We start from the raw sequence: 19,328 nt of genomic DNA, 5'->3' as shown, positions 1-19,328 counted from the left end.
GCGTACTTTCGCGATCTTTACGTATTGATCGTTGACATGCGCGACAACTTTCGGCGACCAATATTCGAACACGTCGCCGAACGCAGCTTCGAGGTCAAACGATTCGGCAAACGGACTCATAGCTCCAGACCACCTCTCTAGAGGCTAATCCACCCGCAATAGTAGTCAATATTCATTTCTGCCGTGAGGGGTTCACTCCGTATGGTCAACGTTGCTGCGCACAGGACGAGCCTGTGCACAGCCGGCCTGCAGCCCGTTCCGGCTTTGCCCACACTCGAATACTGACGCGCCCGCGTTGCGCGCTTGCCCAATAAAAATACAAAAAGAACAAGAACCGACCACTCCGTCTTGCTGTATTGGCTAACTACGCGCGCGCACTCGAGGGAGTGTCGGCTTGGCCGACCTTAGGGGCAGCAGAAACGCTCATTGCGCGGATAGCGCGTTTCGCTCGCGTTTTCCTACGCGCATTGGCGCCGGCCGTCCTGAACGATCGTGAAGGCGTCCAAACAGACCGCGCCGCGTTCACGTTCGGACTGCTACCTGATCGTCGGAAAATCCCACGCGTGCGGCGAGGAATTCAATCGTCCAGTTCCTGGCGAACGCCGTTGCGCCACTTTCCCGCCACCACACGTCAACCGGCACGTTCGAGGCGTTGCGCAGCGGTATCTCTCTCGGCCAGCGTCAACGTGCCTGTCGTTCGGTCTGACCGAAAACGCGCGCGATAGTCCGCAGGATTGATCTGCAAGCGTCGCGCGAACACGCGCCGCAATGCATCGGTGCTGTCGAAGCCGCAGCGTTTCGCAATCTCGCGCAACGACAGGTCCGTGCCCTCCAGGTAGCGCCTTGCCGCGTCGATGCGCGCGTTGAGCAGGAACGTCATGGGCGTGACGCCGCATTCCTTGCTGAACGTGCGGGCGAGATTGCGCGCGCTCATGTGCACGCGCTCGGCGAGCGAAGCGACCGTATGATCGACCTGCAGGTTGTCGAGGATGTATTGCTGCAGCGCCGTCGTTTGCGAATGCGGTGCCGCCTGCGACTCCAGCAGCGGGCTGAACTGCGACTGACCGCCGGCCCGCCGCAGGTACACGATGAGATACTTCGCGACATCGAGCGCCGTCGCGCGGCCGTAGTCTTCCTCGATTAGCGCGAGCGCAAGGTCGATCCCCGCCGTGACGCCCGCTGTCGTGTAGATGCTGCCATCTTTCACGTAGATGTGATCGGGCTCGATGCGCGCTTTCGGAAAGGTGGCGGCGAGCCGCGGCACGTCCATCCAGTGCGTGGTGACGACGCGATTGTCGAGGAGTCCTGCAGATCCGAGCGCGAAAAGCCCATTGCAGATGGCGCATACTCGCCGCGCGCGACGGTATTGCGTGTGCAGCCATTCGCTGAGCGTGGGGTCGTCGAAAATGTCGAAGATGCCAAGGCCGCCTGGCACGATCACGGTGTCGAAATCCGGGCAGGCGTCGAAGATCGTGCGCTCGGGCACGATCGTCAGGCCGCTCGACGACTGGATCGCGCCGCGTGTCGTGCCGACCGTGAGAATTTCGTACTCGCATTCGCCCCGGCTCAGGACGCGGACCTCGGCGAATGCATCCCGCGGCCCCGCGATGTCCAGCAACTGGAATCCCGGGAACACCACCATGCCGACCTTGATGCGGTTCATTGCGCTCACTCGCAGACAGATTAGGATGGACCCCGGGCCGGCCAGGAAGCAGGTCTTGCCGGCCGCCGCGGCTCACGCGGGCGCGGCGTCCCGCTCGTACCCCTTGAGTTTATACAGCAACGCGGACGCGAGCCAGCCTACCGCGAAGATCGCGACGATGCCGTAGCCCAGCAACCCGAAATTGTCGTTGAGGGTGTCGATGAAGCCCCAGAACGGGCCGGAGAGATTCAGCATCTGCGTCACGAGCCCGAGTGCCTCGATACCGCCGATCAACACCGCGACAAGCGTGGAAAGCAGCGTAATGGTCAGGTTGTAGTAGAGCTTGCGCAAGGGCTTGACGAAGGCCCAGCCGTAGGCGCCGAGCATGAGGATGCCATCGGTCGTGTCGACGGTGAGCATGCCCGCTGCGAACAGGCACGGAAATGCGAGGATCGTCCAGACCGAGAAGCCTGCCGAAGCCTGCGACGCCGAGGTGCCGAGTAGCGCGACCTCGGTCGCCGTTTCGAAGCCGAGACCGAAGAGGATGCCGAGCGGAAACATCAGCCAGCTGGAACGCACGAGCCCGAACAGCGGCCTGAAAAGGCGCGCGAGCAGATTGCCGGCGAGTGGCGGCACGCTGGCGTCGTGCGCGTCGTCGTGTCCGGTCGCTGCATTGCGGCGGCGCGTTTGCCGGAACGCGCGTACCAGCTCGATGAGCAGCACGACATTGACCGCGGCGATGGCGAGGAGAAAAACCGACGACACGACTGTACCGATGGTGGCGCCGGTCTCGCGCAGCACGTCGAAATGGTGCGCGAGCGCCTGGGTCGCGAGCGCGACGACGAGTGCGCCCACCACGACCGTGAGCGAATGGCCGAGCGCGAAATAAAAGCCCACGGTCACGGGCCGCTTGCCGTCGTTCATCAGCTTGCGGGTGACGTTGTCGATCGCGGCGATGTGGTCGGCGTCCATTGCGTGGCGCAGACCGAAGCTGTAGGCGAGAAACGCCGTGCCGACCAGCATCGGCGACGTGCGCAGCACGACGAGCGCCCAGGCCCACGCGAGGATGTTGACGAGCGCAAGCGTCGCATACATCGCGACGATGCGCGTGCGGCTCGACGTGCGGGGCAGCAGCAGTTCAGTGGCGCGGCGCATGGGTGTCTCCTTCATGAGATTGCAGGTCGGTGAGGACGGGCTGGCTCGCCGCGCGCGGTGCGAGTGCGCGTGCCAATTCCGCTGCGTCGAGCGTGCCGCTCGCCTCGATCACGTTCAACAGCGCTTCGAAAAAGCGTTCGTAGTAGTCCCAGCGCGGCTGGCTCGCGCAATCGAGCGCTTCCCAGCGGCCGATCGCATCGATCAGACATTGCCGGAAGTCTTCCCATTCGAAGCAGCCGGCCTTCGCCAGCGAAAGCGCAAGACCGAACACGTCGCGCTCCCAGCGGTTCGTGAACAGCAGCTTGCCGTCGACGCGCGGCGGCGAGTCGGCCTGGCCGAGCATCGACGCCGCCGCGTATTCCTCGAATTGAGTGAACATTGGCGGCTCCTACGCGTGCGGCGCGGCGACGAGCGCGACGCCCATCATCGACTCGGGCGTGACGAGCGCGGCCAGCGCCTCCTCGCTCATGCCCTCCGTGTTCGCGGGACGCTCGGGCACGACGAACCAGCGGATCTGCGCGCTGCTGTCCCATACCTTCACCGCTTTCGACTCCGGGACCGTCACGCCGAACTCACGCAGCACGGCGCGCGGTTCGCGCACGCCTCGCGCGCGAAACACCGGGTCCTTGTACCAGTAGGGCGGCAGGCCGAGCACCGGCCACGGGTAGCACGAGCACAGCGTGCAGATGATGAGGTTGTGCACGTCGGCACTGTTGGCCACGGCTGCCATGTGCTCGCCTTCGGCACCCGTCATGCCCACGGGCAGGTCGAGCTCGGCAATGGCGGCGGGCGTGTCCTTGATGAGCCGCTCCTTGTAGGCTGGATCGATCCACGCACGCGCGACAATCCTGGCGCCGTTGAACGGTCCCGCGACGGTTTCGAAATGGCGCAGCACGGTATCGACGGAATCGCTGCCAAGAATGCCTTTTTCGATCAGCAGCGCTTCGAGCGCGCGTACCTTTGCTGCGCTCGAAGCTTCGCGGTCTGCAGGAAAACCAAAAATCTCGCTCATGTTTCTCTCCATTTGCTGGTGCATGTGTAATCAGTCGATCGCCGCTACGTAGGCTTCGAACAGGTCCGCGTAAATCGTCGTGTTTGGCTCACTCTTGTCCGGCCCCCAGATGGCGGCCGCATCGAACGCGACGCGATAGACGGGCATGGCATCGCCAATGCCGTCCACGCCGGTCGATACGAAATATGCGTAGGTGTCCGGATAGACGAGATCGACCGTGCCGGTCTTGCTGCGCAGATAGCCCGGCAAACGCGTGTGATCGACGGCCTCGGGGTCGGCGATACGCACGCGCTGGCCGGCCTTGAAGCGTGCCGCACGTTCGCTCGCGTGCCGGGGCGAATCGCCTTGTTGAAGGTACGCATCGATCTGCGCGTCGAGCGCCGCGTTGGGCCGATCCGGTAGCGGTGCTTCAGGCTGGTTGCGGTAGAACGCGGTCTTGTCGGCAAGCTCCTCTTCAGTGAGGTAGCCCGCATCGATGAAGAACCGGGAAATGCCGCCGAGCCATTTTTCGTAGTAGCGGTACTTGAAGTATTCGAACGGCTGCATGGCTTCCGCACCGGTGCGCAGCGATGCCCATGTCCAGTTGCTACGGAATGCTGTCGGCAGCGACTTCACGGTGTAGCCCGGCAGTGCGTTGTCCAGGTGCGCGCTCTCGGACATCATGACGGTGTGAATGCCGAAGATGCGCTGCTCCCACGGTTGGGCGAACACGCGCGCGTCCAGATTGACAGGGCCGAGGTTTTCGAGTCCGCCTAGATAATGTTGAAGTTTCATTTGGAATCCATATCGTTGACAAAGGGCATGGTCGCTGCGAAGGAAGCAGGGGTCACGGCAACGCCTGCGCGCTGCGTTGCGCTTGCGTGGCCACACAGCCCAGCAGGCCGTCGCGCAGTGCCTGCACATCGAGGCTGCGGCCGATGGCGACGAAGCGGCTTTCGCGCAACCCGTCACGCGCCCATGCCTTGCCGAAATGCGTATCCATCAGCATATGAACGCTGTGGAAATGGAGCCTGCGCGATTCGCCGTCAAGGTTCAGCACGCCTTTCATGCGCAGCAGCGATGCGCCCTGCGCCTGTACGAGCTGGTTTGCCCAGCGGTTGAAGCGCACCGCGTCGAGTGCGCCGGGAATCACGAACCCACACGACTGGATACTCGTGTCGTGTTCGTGCGCGTGTTCTCCCTCGTCGAGAATCTCCGGTTCGATGGTCAGCAGATGGTCGACCGAGAAGGTTTTTGCCGAGAAGAGCGCGGCCACGTCGATCTGGGCGCGCGTCGCCAGTTCGAGCGTCGCGGTCGGGTTGAGCTGCCGCAGGCTCGCTTGCAGCGAATCGATCTGCGCTGGCGTAGCGGTATCGGCCTTGTTCACGACGATGCGATCGGCGAATACGACTTGCTCGCGCGCGATGTCGTCGCCAAGCTGCGAGAGCGCATGGCAGGCGTCGACCACCACGACCACGGAGTCCAGTTCCACGCGCTCGCGCACGTCGGGGTCGGCGAGAAAGGTCTGCAGCACCGGCGCCGGGTCGGCGAGCCCCGAGGTCTCGACGATGAGCCGTTCGAGCCCGTCGCCGAAGCGCTCGAGCAGCGCGAGGACGCTCGTCACGAGGTCGGCGCGCACGGTACAGCACACGCAGCCGTTGCTGATCTCCACGATGGCCTCTTCCTCGGCGACGATCATTTCACCGTCGATGCCGACTTCGCCGAACTCGTTCACGACGATGCCAATGCGCGTGGGCCGCGTGGCTTCGAGCACATGATTGACGAGCGTGGTCTTGCCGGCGCCGAGAAAGCCGGTAATCACGGTCGTCGGGATTTTCCTGATCCGCATGGGGAACTCCGTGTCTGGGTTGCTCATATATCAAAAAATAGCGAGATCTCTTCGGCCTGAGAGGTGGACGTCCTGTTTGGTCGCGACGTTGGCGTGCCTCGCGGGTTCGATTGGCCGCTTTGTGCCTGAACGTGCGAACCGGCCACGGCAATGCCGCTTATGCCGCGCCGCCCACGCCTTAGCTCGCGTGAATTGCACGCTTTGCGGTAAGCGCGTTTCCGGCGATTTCGGACACGTAGCCAAACACCGCACCGATTACGAGCGCGGTCGCGGCGACGAGGGCCGGGTTCGCGAGTCCTGGCGTCGTGATTGGCCGGCCGGTCGCGACGGTGGTGCCGACCGTCGACGCGAACCCCCAGACAATGGCGGGCAGTACGTCGAGCAGCTTGATCTTCGACGCCTGCACCATGGCAGCGCTGCCCGCGCCGACGCACACCGCGATCGCCAAAGCCGACTGGCTGGTGCCGGCGACCGCGAGCAATGTGAGCGAGCTGATGACGAGCCCGGCGAGGTTCGACGCGACGCTCTTGACGAGGCCCGCCGTGCCGCCGCCGAGCACGAAGAACGATGCCCACGCGATGAACGTGACCCAGACGGGGACGGGCAGGACGGTGCCGGTCAGCCAGGTGTCGACCACGGCGAGGATGCCGATGCTGAGCGTATACGCTTCGGATTGCTTCATTTCCTTCTCCTTAACGAGTTGTCAAAGGGTGACGGGCCGCCACGCCAGCAACCTGTTAGCGATGTCCGGGCCGGCCGGCTGCGCGTGTCCGGATGCATGTCCTAATGGTCCGGCAGCGCCGTGAGCGGCGTCCGTCGATGTCGAATCGTGCTATGCCGGACAGCCGTTCCGGCGCCTGGGCGCGAGGCGAGCGTTCGAGGGAATGGGACCAGACCGCGCAAACTTGGTGCGCGGTTCACCCGACATGTGCGTAGTGCATCAATGGGGAGCGAGAGGCAGCGTGTGTGCTTGCCGTGCTGGGTAGCCACTTCGGAAGCGCATTCGAGGTCAATCCAGCTGCGCGGATTTTCCGGAGTCAGGTTCCAGTCGCTTCGACGAACAGGGCAGAATAGTTTGCGCAAACGATGTGATGAAATTCCATGCCGCCTGCACGAAGACCGCTAACCGTGGTGTCAGCGGCGGATGACGAACCGACGCAAGGGCTGCTCAAGCGCGTCGTTGCAGCGGAAGGTCGTTTCCCGGCGGAAGCCATGGAACCGCACAGCGCATTCTGGCGCGTGGCCGGAGAAGCTGAAATAATCGGCTCGCTGGCTCGAATGGCCGGAAGCACCGCGCGCCAATGCCAAAAGAACGCTCGTGCGAGCATCGTTCGCACACTGTCAACCCACATCGGGGTCGTGCTGCGCTTGAGCAGACACCTCGACGCACTACAAGGATCCAGGCTATGTCTCATCCTGCTCTGACCAAGGGAGCCGTCGCCGTCATCACGGGGGGCGCGGCTGGCATCGGCCTCGCGGCGGCAAAGCGGTTTGCGGGGCTCGGACTTCGTGTATGCATCGCGGACCGCGGTGCCGATCGCATTGCGCGCGCGGTGGAAGAAATCGCCGCGCTGAGCGTAAGCGGCGCACAGGACGTCTTCGGATTCGAAGCGGACGTGAGTCTCGTCGAAGATGTGCGCCATCTGCACGCGGCCGTCACCGAACGATTCGGCGGCACCGACGTGCTGATGAACAACGCCGGCATTCAACCGGGCAGCGGCATGTTCGGTCCCGCCGAAAACTGGACTCGCGTGCTGGGCGTGAACCTGTGGGGCGCCATTCACGGCACGCAGGTTTTCGTACCCGACATGATCGAGCGCGGCCGGCCAGGACTCGTCATCAACACGGGCTCGAAACAAGGCATCACGACCCCGCCCGGCGACCCGGCGTACAACGTCTCGAAGGCCGGGCTGAAGGCTTTCACCGAAGCGCTGCAACATGAGCTTCGCAATACCGCCGGGTGCGAGATCAGCGCGCATCTGCTCATTCCTGGCTTCGTGTTTACCGAACTGACTCGCAAAGGCCGCACCGATAAACCCGCCGCGGCATGGACAGCCGAACAAACGGTCGACTTCATGCTCGAGCGCCTCGATGCCGGCGACTTCTATATCTTGTGTCCGGACAACGATGTGCCGCGCTCGCTCGACGAGCGGCGCATGCTCTGGGCTATAGGGGATATCGTCGAGAACCGGCCTGCCTTGTCGCGTTGGCATCCGGATTATGCGGCGGCGTTTGAAGCCTTCGTCAAACAGCCGCGCTAATGGCGTGCCGAACAGTTCCGGGTTCCGACATGATTCAACCGTTCATGGCTCGGCGAACTGCTGATTGGCTTGCCGGCACCGAGGAGGACGCGGGCGTGCCCTCATGGGCGCCATCGATCGTTGCTGCGAGGATCATCTCGCCCAGGTTGGCGAATTTCGACACGCGACGTAACGGCCGGTAAATGTCGTCACCGCGCCTGATCTGCCGGCCGCTCATCGCGCATACACCTTCCACATATGCGGTGCAGCGTCGCCAGCGCTGGTCCGCCAGGCGGCCGCGCGTCGAGTCTTGCCATGAAATCACGACGTCTCGCTCGTCGCTACGTTCAACGACGGAAAAGCCGGGGCCTGTCGGGCAATCGGTCCGATCAATCGGTGCGTTCAGCACATCCGATGCCGGCCAGTGGTAGTCGGGCCCAGTACTCCTATATAAAAACTGGGCGAGCCGCGATACTGCCCACGTGCTGGACTCTCGATCCAGTGACGTGGCCTGCTCGAGGTGTTCGAGGACGCCGGCCCATGGGTCGGACGAATAGAGGGTCGCATTCATCGAATTGCTTCGGCTTTTGACGGAAGGTGGGGATTGGCGTTATCACCATGCATCGGATAGAAGCCGTTCGTCTTCCAGTATGAAGCCGGATTTTGTAATGCGTGAAAGGGGAACGGGCATCCATCATCGGCCGGGTAGCGCGGCCGGCTCATCGCTGGCCAGCTGCGATCCGGCAACGCGCAAACGGGACGACTAGTTCAAGGAGGAAGTCCGTTGATGAGCATAACGAATCGATCGTTCGAGGCGATGGTCGTGACGCTTTCCGCGGTATCCACTATTACTTCAAATACGGCCCCAACAACGACAAGTCGGCACTACCGAGCCGATCGTGCGCAGTCTGCAATTGATGCCAGTAGGGATAGAGCAGGGGCGGCATGCTCACCTTGTCGAGCCGTTCGCGCTGGGGGGCGGTCAATGTGAGGTTTGCCGCGCAAAGGTTGTCGCGCAGTTGCGTTTCGTTGCGTCCGCCGATGATCACGGAGGTGACAGCGGGGCGCCCGAGTGTCCACGCAAGCGCGACCTGCGCGGCGGAGACGTTGTGTTCGCCGGCAATCTCAACGAGCGTGTCGACGATGGACCACAGTCGTTGCGCGTCGCGAATGGGCGGCTCCGTCCATCCCGCTAGCTGGCGCGTGCCTTCGGGCGTCGTGTCGCGGCGGTGCTTGCCCGACAGCAGGCCACCTGCGAGTGGGCTCCAGACCAGAATGCCGAGTCCTTGATCGAGCGAGATCGGTGCAAGTTCGTATTCCGCCTCGCGTGCTTCGAGCGTGTAGTGAATCTGCTGGCTCACGAAGCGTGGCAGACGATCGCGTTCGCTCACATGCAGCGCTTTCATCACATGCCAGCCCGAGTAGTTCGAGCAGCCGACATAGCGGACCTTTCCGTGCCGCACGAGTTGATCGAGCGCTTCAAGCGTTTCCTCGACCGGTGTCAGTCCATCCCACTCATGTACCTGGTAGAGGTCGATTACATCGGTCTTCAGACGCCGCAAGCTCGCTTCGCATGCCTGAATCAAATGATGTCGCGAAAGCCCGCGATCGTTCGGGCCGTCACCCATCGGGAAGCGCGCCTTCGTTGCGATCAGCACACCGCCTTTGCGTTTGCCGCCGAGCGCTTCGCCGACGATTTCCTCCGATACGCCATTCGAATAGACATCAGCCGTATCGATCAGGTTGACGCCTGCGTCGATGCACATGTCGATCTGGCGACGCGCCTCGTCGAGGCCGACCTCGCCGACGAGCGCAAACTTGCCCTTGCCGCCCATCGTCATCGTGCCTAGCGTGATGGTCGAAACCTTGAGACCCGATCGTCCAAGTTGACGGTATTCCATATGAAGCACCCCCCATGAATGTTGCTTGCGGTCCGATACCGTGGTGCGCTCGTGAAGTCACACGGTGCGAGCACTTCACGTGCGGCGATCTCTCGATGCCCCGGATGCTCAACGATATCGGAGTTCGAATTAACATTCCAATAGAATGATATGATCCGATTGAGCAGGTTCTGTGATTAATCGTCTGTCGAAGTGAAGGGTGGAGCGAACGTGGACTTGAAGCAGCTGGAGCATTTCGTTGCGGTCGCACAAGAGCGTCATTTCACGCGCGCGGCGCGGCGGCTCAACCTCGTTCAGTCCGGCTTGTCGGCATCGATCCGCGCGCTGGAGGAGGACCTTGGCGGAGCGTTGTTCATTCGCAGCACGAGGCGAGTCGACCTGACCCCAGCCGGTGAAGTGCTGTTCGCCCAAGCGCGGCGTGTGCTGGCGGCGGCGCGAGACGCGCGTCACGCCGTGACGCAAGTTCACGGGCTCGCACGCGGGCGGCTCAGCATTGGTGCGATTCACGGTCTCGCGCCTTTCGTGGACCTGGCCAGTTCCCTTGGGCAGTTTCGCGCCGCGTTCGGCGGCATCGATATCCAGTTGACGCTCGATGGCTCGCGCGCATTGATCGACGAGGTGCGGGAAGGGCGTCTGGACCTCGCATTCACGCAGCCATCGGATTCACCATCTGACGATCTCGGCTCACACATATTCGCGTGCGAGGGAATTGTCGTGGTCTGCGCGACGCATCATCGGCTCGCGGGCGCGAGCGACCTGAAGCTCGCGGATCTGCGCGAAGAAACGTTCGCCGACCTGCGCCCCGAGTGGAGCTTGCGAAGGCTCGTCGACCAAAGCTTTGCGGCGGCCGGGCTGCAGCGTCAGACCAGTTTCGAGGTCAACGATATGCCGATGTTGCTGGAACTGGCCGCGCAGGGCCTGGCGATCACGATGGTGCCCGAGTCCGTCGCGACAGCCAGGATGGCCGACACGCGCGGCGCACCGATCGCGACAGCAACCCTTCTGGCAGCCGAGGAGCCCTGCTGGGAACTCGCGGCCGTCTATAAGGGGAGCGCGGGAGAGCCGCTCATACCCGTCGCCCGTGCCTTCCTCGACTTGCTCAACTTGCCCGTAGTCGCGAACTGACTGATTCGCAACGGGGGCGCGACGCTCCCTGAGCGCAGGCGAGCGGTTTGATGCGTCAGGCTTTAGCCAGTGCACCACTGGAGTGTTCTTCTTTTGCTGCTAATTCAGGCAAGGCTTTATACGGCGCATCGAATACGGGATGTATTCGTATGATGAAATGCTTGATTCCGGTATGTCGTGCGTAAGCACGATTTGAAGGGCGGGAAGGAGCGATTTCCCTTCAAGCGGCTTGCAGGTGGCGACGAAAGGCCGGACGTTCGCGTCTTGCGGATTCACGCACACGAGGTCCGAGCAAAAATCTTATCGCGATCATCGGAATGTTCAATTGTCCTTTTTGAGGCGCTGCCGTCAACATGGAGCCTTACCGTCAGGCCACTCCTGCGCGGCCAGGCCAGCAAGTCTCAAGTGACTGCGTGGATTGAACTCGAGGATTGTGATGAGCACAGCTGAAGGACAACTGGGGATCACGGCGCGCACGTCACGAGGTATCGCGGAGGTCCTCGCGGGACGCGACCATCGCTGGAGTTCGAAACTGCTGCTCGCTGGACCGGCTGTCGTTGCCTCGATCGCATACATGGATCCGGGCAACTTCGCGACCAATATCCAGGCCGGAGCGAAATACGGTTACTCATTGCTGTGGGTCGTACTCGCCGCGAACCTCATTGCAATGCTGTTTCAGGCGTTATCGGCCAAGCTGGGTATCGTTACGAACCGAAACCTGGCGCAACTGAGTCGCGAGCACTTTCCGGCGCTGGTTGTCTACGGGATGTGGGGCATCAGCGAAATCGCCGCCATGGCGACCGACCTTGCCGAGTTCCTTGGCGGAGCAATCGGCTTGTCGTTGCTTTTTCACATACCGCTGCTTCCTGGCATGATTGTCACCGGCATCGTGACATACGCGATTCTCACGGGAGAGCGTCAAGGCTTCCGCCCTCTCGAATTGATAATCGGCGGCCTCGTCGCGGCTGTCGCATTGTCATACGTAGTTGAGCTGATGATCGTTCATGTTGCGTGGCCCGCTGCGTTGACGGGAACATTCGTTCCTCGATTGCATGGCTCCGAAGCCCTCTCCGTTGCAGCCGGCATTCTGGGCGCGACGGTGATGCCACATGCGATTTATCTGCATTCGGGGTTGACGCAAAATCGGGCGCGGGCGAACAACGACACGGAACGCCGCAAGCTTGTCAGATTCTCGAACGTAGAAGTCCTGATCGCCCTTACCGTGGCGGGGCTTGTGAACATGGCGATGGTGATCATGGCTTCGGGCGCGTTCCATGCCGGACACCCTGAAGTAGCGGAAATCGAAACGGCGTACCACAGCCTGACGCCGCTGCTCGGTGTGGCTGCTGCGGGCATTTTTCTCGTCGCGCTGTTGGCCTCTGGTATTTCGAGTTCGGTGGTCGGGACGATGGCAGGCCAGATGATCATGCAAGGCTTCATGGGCTTTCGCATTCCGGTCTGGATTCGCCGGCTGGTTACGATGGTACCGGCGTTCATCGTCGTGGCGCTCGGCCTCAACGTGACCGATGCTTTGGTCTACAGCCAGGTCGTACTGAGTTTCGCGTTGCCCGTGCCGATGATCGCGCTGGTGGTGTTGACATCACGCCGCGATGTCATGGGGCAGTTCGCCAATAGTAGATGGGTTGCCTGCGCCGCTACTGTTGGAACCGTCGTGATTCTTGCACTCAATGCCGTTTTGCTGCTGCAAACTTTTGGGGTGACGATACACGTCCTTTGACGGCACGCAGCCGCCCAACACCCCCTGGAACGGAGCCGGCTGCACGTAGATCATGCGGTACTGAAAGCCCTCGCCTGTGCCCGCCTGGCCGTCGTGTGCCTCGTCCGGATGCAGCACCATCGTGTGGCCGGGCCGGCTGTGGGTCGAGCCGCGCCGGTATTTGAAACTCTGGACGCCGGACGGCGTGTGGCCAATGCCATAAGTGTCGTGGCGATGCATCGCAGACGCCTTGCCCTGGAAGAAGGCGTCGATACGTTCGACGCCCAAAACGGGCTCGGCGTGCAGCAGACAATCGGAGCGGCGCGGGGAAGCTTAGTTGCCCGGCTGCTATAGTTGAAATGAATAATGATGGAGCGCGTCTTCGCATATGGCTTTGCATATGGCGTGGGCGAACACTCCGATTCGCGCTGGGGCGATCGTTACGGCGAAGGCACGCTCGCTGGCAAACGCGCGATGCTGGTCGTGACGATGGGCGGTTGGGATTCGCACTACGGGCCACGCGGCGTGAACGGGCCGATCGACGACATCCTCTTCCCGATCCACCATGGCGTGCTGTACTACCCGGGCTACGACGTGCTGCCGCCGTTTCTCGTGTATCGCACGGGACGCATCGACGAGACGCGCTACGCGCAAACGCGCGATGCACTGGGCGAACGCCTCGACGCGCTGGCGCAGACTCCGCCTATCGCGTTCCGGAGGCAGAACGGGGGGCCTACGAGATTCCGGCGCTCACGCTGCGCGAAGACGTGCTCTTCTCGCGAGTGTTCGGCTTGAGGCTGGTCCCTCACCCAACGCCAGAACAATTGATAGCCGACAGCCAGCATCACCGGGCCGATGAAAAGGCCGATCACGCCGCCGGATACCATGCCGCCAGGCGCGCCAATCAGGACCACGGGCATGGGCACCGCGCGACGCCACGGCCGGGCAACAATGGTTTGAGCACGTTGTCTGCGAGTCCCGCGACGAACTCGTAGACCGAGAACACGATGGTCGCGGCGCTAACACCCACGGTCGTCTCCTCACAGGTCGCCGCGAGTGACGTCCGACGGCGAACCAGGCAGGATTGATGAAACTCGCAACGATGTGTCGATGCAACGCGGCTCGCGCATGCCGTTCTCGCGTACAGCGCGATTCATACGATTAACCAGTAGCGCGCTCGCGTGGGGCGTTGTTGAGCGGCTTGGAGGAGGGGCAAGGCAAGTGCCCGCCGTTGGTGCGAAGCTTCGCTGCAGTGCACCAGCGGTAGTCAACTCAAGCACACGAATGGTGGCGCCCCATGCGCCCGCGCAATGCCAGCCGCACATGTCCCGAAACGGGGGCCGGCTTGCGCAAGCCCATGCCGGCTGGGCTTTACGCCCGCGGGCGCTAGCTCCGTATGCCGGGTGGCATACCTATTGCTAATTATCCCGCGGGGTCAACGAAGACCTCGACGAATTGCATCGTCCCGCTGCGCGGGAAATCTTCGATCATGCGGGGCAACGGCGTCCCGAAGCGACACACCACCACGGCATGGCATGCCTGGCGGGTGCGCTTCGGGACGTTTTTTTTTGCGCGCCTGCCGGCGTGCGGCCCGGTTTGATCGTTTCAGGCGCGGCGGCACATTGAAGTCGACAAGTCACTGGCTTTGTGATTTGCACTACTAAAGAAGGGCAGCGGGATATGGCGCGTGGCATCTGCCAGGAAATCGTTGGCGAGCGCGGCTGCGCGCCCGAACGCAATTTCGGAATCCGGATTCAACGGATGCATGCCCGCACGGCGGGTTGAGATCCACTACTGGGGAGTACCTCGTGAAAGACCTGGCAAGTTCGCTCAAGAGCGGTAACTGGCGCGCGCTGATTGCGTGCTTCCTCTACTTCGACACCGGATTCACAGTCTGGGTGATGTTCGGTCCGCTCGCGCCGTTCATCCAGAAGGACATCAAGATGACGCCGGCCGAACTGGGCCTGCTCGTGGCGGTGCCGGTGCTCGGCGCGGCGATCCTGCGCGTGACGCTCGGCAATCTCTACCAGGCATGCGACGGCCGCCGCGTCGCGTTGCTCGGCATCGCGCTTTCCGCGATTCCCTCGGCCGTGCTGCTGCTGATGCCCGGCGCGCCGTCCTATACCTTGCTGCTCGTGCTTGGCGTGCTGCTTGGCGTGGGCGGCGCGAGTTTCGCCGTGGCGCTGCCGATGGCCGGCAGCAACTATCCGCCGAAGGTGCAAGGCCTCGTGCTCGGACTCGCCGCGGCCGGCAACATCGGCGCGGTGCTCGATGGCTTCCTGTTTCCGGGCCTCGCCGCGCACATCGGCTGGGCACACGCCACGGGCGCGGCGCTGCCGCTGCTCGCGCTCGCCGCGACGGCCGTGACCTTCTGGGCCCGCGATCTCGGCCAGAAGTCGGGCAGCACGCCGCAGGCGTTGGGCGCGTTCTGCATCACGCTCGCCGGGCTCATCGCGCTTGTGCTCGCCGTGCACGCAGGCGTGTTCGGCGCGGGCAAGACCGGCGTGCTGCTACTGCCGGTGCTCGGCGCGCTGCTCGCCATTGCGGTGCTGCCGCGCCACTATCGCGCCGTGCTCACGCAAGGCGACACGTGGGTGGTGATGCTCGTTTATAGCATCACGTTTGGCGGTTTCGTCGGTATGTCCTCGTATATTGCGACGCTGCTCATTTCGCTCTACCAGGTGCCGAAGCTCGAAGCGGGTGTGGTGATGTCGATGCTCGCGCTGACCGGCGCGATGGTGCGTCCGCTGGGCGGCCTGATCGCCGACCGCATCTCGGGCGTGCGCGCGCTCGTGCTGCTGCTCGCGGCGATCTCGGTGTGCGACTTCGCATTCGCGCTTTGGATGCCGCCGTTCGCCGCCGGCATCGCGCTGCTCGCGCTTACTTACGTGTGCTTCGGTCTCGGCAACGGCGCGACGTTCCAGCTCGTCCCGCGCCGCTGGCAGGGTCGCACCGGCCTGATGTCGGGCATCATCGGCGCGGCGGGCGGCATTGGCGGTTTCTATCTGCCCGTCATCATGGGCATCGCGAAGGAAAGCACCGGCAGCTACCAGATGGGCTTTGCGACGTTCGGCACGATCGCGGCGGTGGCATTCGGGCTCGTGGTGCTCCACCGTGCCCGCTGGCTCGAATGGGCGCTGCCCCAGGAGCCGGCGATGGCGCCCGACGTGGTGCAGGGTGCGGCAGCCAGCGCGGGCAACTGATGCGGCAATGGAAATAGCAAGCGATGTAGCACGCGCGATCCGGCTCGAGGCCGGATCGCGCGTGCGCCAACGGAGTGGTGGTTTGAATTCGAGGTTTCGTGAATAGCTACGATTGTGCGCTTCTGGAGCTGCGGGATTCAAAACCTGTCGGTAGAAGTAAACAGGGTAATTTGTACTTCTGATTATTTAGAAAGAGAAGTTGCGCATCTCGACAGGCGAACTACGCCGGACATGCGCAAGAATGCGCTCCTGTACAGCGGTGGCGTGCGCCGTTCGAATCAACGCCGGGAGCGCAAGGAATCGCGCTTACGCGCGTCGAAGCAGCGGCGCTTCGCCTGGTTCGCCGCCGTGCGCGCTGAACGCTGCATGAGAGAGGTTGAACGAAGCGGCCTCGGCTATCGCGTTGCCCACGAGGATGATCGCGGGACTGCCTAGCTTGGCCGAATTCGCGAGCCCCGCGATCGTGCCGAGCGTGCCCGTTACGCGCCGCTCGTTTGCGCTGCCCGCCCATTGCACGACGGCCGCGGGTGTGGCGTCGGAGAGCGCACTGGCGAGCGTTGTGCACAGCGACTCGATGCGGCTCATGCCCATATAGATGGCGAGCGTCATACCCGTTGCGGCGAGCGCGTTCCAGTCGGGCTCGCTATGGTCGCGCAGGTGGGCCGTCACGAAGATCACGCCCTGGCAATGATCGCGATGCGTGAGCGAGACACCGAGTCCCGCTGCCGCGGCGAACGCCGAGGAAATGCCATTCACGATCTCCACTGCCACGCCCGCGTTGCGCAAAGCCGCTAGCTCTTCGCCGGCACGGCCGAACAGCAGGGCGTCCCCGCCCTTCACACGCACCACATGCAGGCCGCGGCGTGCGTAGCGCTGCATCAGGCGCTCGATGAAGGCCTGTGGCGTGGAGCGGCAGCCGCCGCGCTTACCCACGCGAATCACGCGGGCCTGCGGCGCGAGCGTCGTGATTTCCGGATTCACGAGATCGTCGAGCAGCACGACGTCGGCGCTTGCCAGCGCCTTCGCCGCCTTCAGGGTGAGCAGGTCGAGGTCGCCCGGACCTGCGCTCACCAGCGTGACCTTGCCCATCGCCATCGTCGTTTTCCTTTCGCGTAGTGCGCCCCCTTCTTTTGGGAGCGCCATAAAAACCAAATGGCGTCCGCTCGCCGCTTGCGACGAGGGGACGCCATTGTCCGGTTTGCTCGATTTCGGGTGCAAGAAGCGCCCGCCCAAGGTTGCATCGCCCGACATCGTTGCCGGACGTTCAATGTCTCGCAAGTTCCAGACCAACTTGCGCTCGTTCGCGGCGCATGCCCGCCGGTGCTGGGCGCGCCCCGATTGACAACGGCGCATCGTGCACCCTCGCAGCGCACAGCGACTGTGCTGCACGGCACCAATCTTGTGCTGGCCTGCATCACGATGCACACGCGAGCGGCACGGCGAGCGTGCCGCATGAACGCCGCGCAGACGTCGCCCACGCCCGCTGGATGGGGCGCTTCGCGCGAGTCGCGCAAAGTGGCACGGTGTTTGCATATTACTTCGCAGCAAGTGCCAGAGCGGGTCAAAGGCGATCCGGCTGCAGGGCAGCAACGCAGCGCACGGCAGGTTTCGAATTCAGGGCAACGGCGTCCCCCGAGTCTGGCTTCATGCAAGCTGGAATCGCGGGACGCCTTTTTTATTTGCAGGGGCTCATGGTGCAATCAACGAACGCAGTGAACCACTCCGCCGCGATGGAAATCGTCGTCGTCGGCCATGGCATGGTCGGCCACAAATTTCTCGAATGCATCCTCGCGGAGGGCGGGCCCCACGCGCACGTCACCGTTCTCTGCGAAGAGCCGCGTCCCGCCTACGACCGCGTGCACCTCTCCGAATATTTCGCGGGCAAGTCGGCAGACGATCTTTCGCTCGTCGCGCCGGGCTTCTTCGAGCGCGAGAACGTGCGCCTCGTGCTCGACGCGAAGGCCGTGGCGATCGATCGCGCGGCACGCACCGTCACCGTGTCCAACGGCGAGACGCTCGCCTACGACAAACTCGTGCTGGCCACTGGCTCCTCGCCGTTCGTGCCGCCCATCGACGGCAACGACCGCGCCGATTGCTTCGTCTACCGAACCATTGCCGACCTCGAAGCGATGCAGGCGCGCGGCGCGCGGGCGAAGTCGGGCGTGGTGGTGGGCGGCGGCCTGCTTGGCCTCGAATGCGCGAAGGCCTTGCGCGACATGGGGCTCGACACGCACGTGGTCGAATTCGCGCCGCGCCTCATGGCGGTGCAGGTGGACGACGACGGCGGCCGCATGCTGCGCGGCAAGATCGAGGAACTCGGCGTCACCGTGCACACGCAGAAGAACACCACGGCGATCGTGGATGGCGAGACGGCCGCGAACCGCATGCAGTTCGCCGACGGCACGCACCTCGACGCCGACATGATCGTGTTCTCGGCCGGCATTCGCCCGCGCGACGAGATCGCGCGCGCGTGCGGGCTCGACGTCGGTGCGCGCGGCGGCATCGTGATCGACGACCAGTGCCGCACGAGCGACGCGAATATCTGCGCGATCGGCGAATGCGCGCTCTGGCAAGGCCAGACCTTCGGCCTCGTCGCGCCTGGCTACGACATGGCGCGCATTGCGGCCAAGGCGCTGGCGGGCGAGGCGGCGATCTTCTCGGGCGCGGACATGAGCACGAAACTCAAGCTGATGGGCGTGGACGTGGCGAGCATCGGCGACGCGCACGGCAAGACGCCCGGCAGCCGCTCGTACCGCTACGCCGACGAGCGCCGCCAGGTCTACAAGAAGATCGTGGTCTCCGATTGCGGCAAGAAGCTGCTCGGCGCGGTGATGGTGGGCGAGGCGAACGAATACGGCACGCTGCTGCAGATGATGCTCAACGGCATCGAGTTGCCCGAGTCGCCCGAATTCATGATCCTGCCGCAGGCGGACGGCAAGGCCAAGCCCGCGCTCGGCGTGGAGGCGCTGCCCGAAGCGGCGCAGATCTGTTCGTGCAACAACGTTTCGAAGGCGCAAATCTGCGCCGCCGTGCGCGAAGGTGCGACGACCATCGCCGCGGTGAAGGGCGCGACCTGTGCGGGCACGTCGTGCGGCGGCTGCGTGCCGCTCGTCACGCAGGTGATGAAGTCGGAGATGAAGCGCCAGGGCCTCGCCGTCAACAATCATCTGTGCGAGCACTTCCGCCATTCGCGCCAGGAGCTTTATCACATCGTGCGCGTGGAGGGCATCAAGACGTTCGGCGAATTGCTCGCGAAACATGGTCATGGTCTGGGTTGCGATATCTGCAAGCCCGCCGTGGCCGGCATTCTCGCTTCGTGCTGGAACGAATTCGTGCTGAAGAAAGAGCACGCGAGCCTGCAGGATTCGAACGATTACTACCTCGCGAACATTCAGCGCGACGGCACCTATTCGGTCGTGCCGCGCATGCCCGGCGGCGAAGTCACGCCCGAAGGCCTGATCGTCGTGGGGCAGGTGGCGAAGAAGTACGGCCTCTATACGAAGAT

Annotated in this window: 15 protein-coding genes and 4 pseudogenes; 6 read left to right on the top strand and 13 right to left on the bottom strand. The window is 63.4% G+C overall.

The features are described 5' to 3' along the window. The 8 genes and pseudogenes from VMJ11_RS19650 to VMJ11_RS19615 all read right to left on the bottom strand — a co-directional run. A pseudogene (locus VMJ11_RS19650) lies at positions 1 to 120 on the bottom strand (cupin domain-containing protein); the annotation flags it as partial. Between the two features lie 511 nt (positions 121 to 631). Further along, positions 632 to 1,663, bottom strand: coding sequence for a GlxA family transcriptional regulator (locus VMJ11_RS19645; protein WP_325621047.1), 1,032 nt, complete (start codon positions 1,661 to 1,663; stop codon positions 632 to 634). 72 nt (positions 1,664 to 1,735) lie between these two features. Beyond that, entirely contained in the window at positions 1,736 to 2,797 is a 1,062-nt protein-coding gene (locus VMJ11_RS19640; protein WP_325621046.1) for a HoxN/HupN/NixA family nickel/cobalt transporter, read from the bottom strand. Further along, positions 2,781 to 3,176, bottom strand: a complete 396-nt coding sequence (locus tag VMJ11_RS19635; RefSeq protein ID WP_325621045.1) for a nitrile hydratase accessory protein — start codon at positions 3,174 to 3,176, stop codon at positions 2,781 to 2,783. Before VMJ11_RS19635 ends, VMJ11_RS19640 begins: the two co-directional genes overlap by 17 nt. 9 nt (positions 3,177 to 3,185) lie before the next feature. Continuing rightward, positions 3,186 to 3,809, bottom strand: a complete 624-nt coding sequence (gene nthA / locus VMJ11_RS19630) for a nitrile hydratase subunit alpha (RefSeq protein WP_325621044.1) — start codon at positions 3,807 to 3,809, stop codon at positions 3,186 to 3,188. A gap of 30 nt (positions 3,810 to 3,839) precedes the next feature. Next, complete coding sequence (gene nthB / locus VMJ11_RS19625) at positions 3,840 to 4,583, bottom strand: nitrile hydratase subunit beta (RefSeq protein WP_325621043.1); 744 nt, start codon at positions 4,581 to 4,583, stop codon at positions 3,840 to 3,842. Between the two features lie 52 nt (positions 4,584 to 4,635). Next, positions 4,636 to 5,637: a GTP-binding protein gene (locus VMJ11_RS19620; protein WP_325621042.1), complete on the bottom strand. Its 1,002-nt coding sequence runs from the start codon at positions 5,635 to 5,637 to the stop codon at positions 4,636 to 4,638. 178 nt (positions 5,638 to 5,815) lie between these two features. Further along, on the bottom strand, positions 5,816 to 6,319 hold the full coding sequence (locus tag VMJ11_RS19615) for a DUF1097 domain-containing protein (RefSeq protein ID WP_325621041.1): 504 nt from the start codon (positions 6,317 to 6,319) through the stop codon (positions 5,816 to 5,818). A 724-nt stretch (positions 6,320 to 7,043) separates the two neighbouring features. Here VMJ11_RS19615 and VMJ11_RS19610 point away from each other — a divergent pair. Continuing rightward, positions 7,044 to 7,898: an SDR family NAD(P)-dependent oxidoreductase gene (locus tag VMJ11_RS19610; RefSeq protein ID WP_325621040.1), complete on the top strand. Its 855-nt coding sequence runs from the start codon at positions 7,044 to 7,046 to the stop codon at positions 7,896 to 7,898. Positions 7,899 to 7,932: 34 nt separating this feature from the next. On the opposite strand, the gene VMJ11_RS19605 is transcribed toward VMJ11_RS19610, so the two are convergent. Continuing rightward, on the bottom strand, positions 7,933 to 8,448 hold the full coding sequence (locus tag VMJ11_RS19605; RefSeq protein WP_325621039.1) for a DUF3331 domain-containing protein: 516 nt from the start codon (positions 8,446 to 8,448) through the stop codon (positions 7,933 to 7,935). 277 nt (positions 8,449 to 8,725) lie between these two features. Further along, positions 8,726 to 9,778, bottom strand: coding sequence for an aldo/keto reductase (locus tag VMJ11_RS19600; RefSeq protein ID WP_325621038.1), 1,053 nt, complete (start codon positions 9,776 to 9,778; stop codon positions 8,726 to 8,728). A gap of 210 nt (positions 9,779 to 9,988) precedes the next feature. Between VMJ11_RS19600 and VMJ11_RS19595 the strand changes: the two genes are divergently transcribed. Continuing rightward, positions 9,989 to 10,903, top strand: coding sequence for a LysR family transcriptional regulator (locus tag VMJ11_RS19595; RefSeq protein ID WP_325621037.1), 915 nt, complete (start codon positions 9,989 to 9,991; stop codon positions 10,901 to 10,903). A 436-nt stretch (positions 10,904 to 11,339) separates the two neighbouring features. Next, on the top strand, positions 11,340 to 12,641 hold the full coding sequence (locus VMJ11_RS19590; RefSeq protein ID WP_325621036.1) for an Nramp family divalent metal transporter: 1,302 nt from the start codon (positions 11,340 to 11,342) through the stop codon (positions 12,639 to 12,641). A 9-nt stretch (positions 12,642 to 12,650) separates the two neighbouring features. On the opposite strand, the pseudogene VMJ11_RS19585 reads toward VMJ11_RS19590, so the two are convergent. Then, positions 12,651 to 12,929 (bottom strand): annotated as a pseudogene (locus tag VMJ11_RS19585) (AraC family ligand binding domain-containing protein); the annotation flags it as partial. Between the two features lie 60 nt (positions 12,930 to 12,989). On the opposite strand from VMJ11_RS19585, the pseudogene VMJ11_RS19580 reads away from it, so the two are divergent. Next, positions 12,990 to 13,390, top strand: a pseudogene (locus VMJ11_RS19580) (NAD(P)H-dependent oxidoreductase); the annotation flags it as partial. Here VMJ11_RS19580 and VMJ11_RS19575 read toward each other — a convergent pair. Next, a pseudogene (locus VMJ11_RS19575) lies at positions 13,391 to 13,653 on the bottom strand (AI-2E family transporter); the annotation flags it as partial. Between the two features lie 775 nt (positions 13,654 to 14,428). On the opposite strand from VMJ11_RS19575, the gene VMJ11_RS19570 reads away from it, so the two are divergent. Beyond that, the gene (locus VMJ11_RS19570; protein WP_325621035.1) at positions 14,429 to 15,823 is read left to right on the top strand and encodes an MFS transporter; all 1,395 of its coding nucleotides are present in this window, start codon (positions 14,429 to 14,431) and stop codon (positions 15,821 to 15,823) included. A 306-nt stretch (positions 15,824 to 16,129) separates the two neighbouring features. Here VMJ11_RS19570 and cobA read toward each other — a convergent pair whose 3' ends face one another. After that, the gene (gene cobA, locus VMJ11_RS19565) at positions 16,130 to 16,912 is read right to left on the bottom strand and encodes a uroporphyrinogen-III C-methyltransferase (RefSeq protein ID WP_325621049.1); all 783 of its coding nucleotides are present in this window, start codon (positions 16,910 to 16,912) and stop codon (positions 16,130 to 16,132) included. 641 nt (positions 16,913 to 17,553) lie between these two features. Between cobA and nirB the strand changes: the two genes are divergently transcribed. Then, positions 17,554 to 19,328: nitrite reductase large subunit NirB (nirB, locus tag VMJ11_RS19560; RefSeq protein ID WP_325621048.1), on the top strand; the 1,775-nt coding region annotated here is incomplete at its 3' end.

It is taken from the genome of Paraburkholderia sp., from assembly GCF_035501035.1.
GTDB lineage: Bacteria > Pseudomonadota > Gammaproteobacteria > Burkholderiales > Burkholderiaceae > Paraburkholderia.
This window is presented reverse-complemented; position numbering and strand designations above follow the sequence as displayed.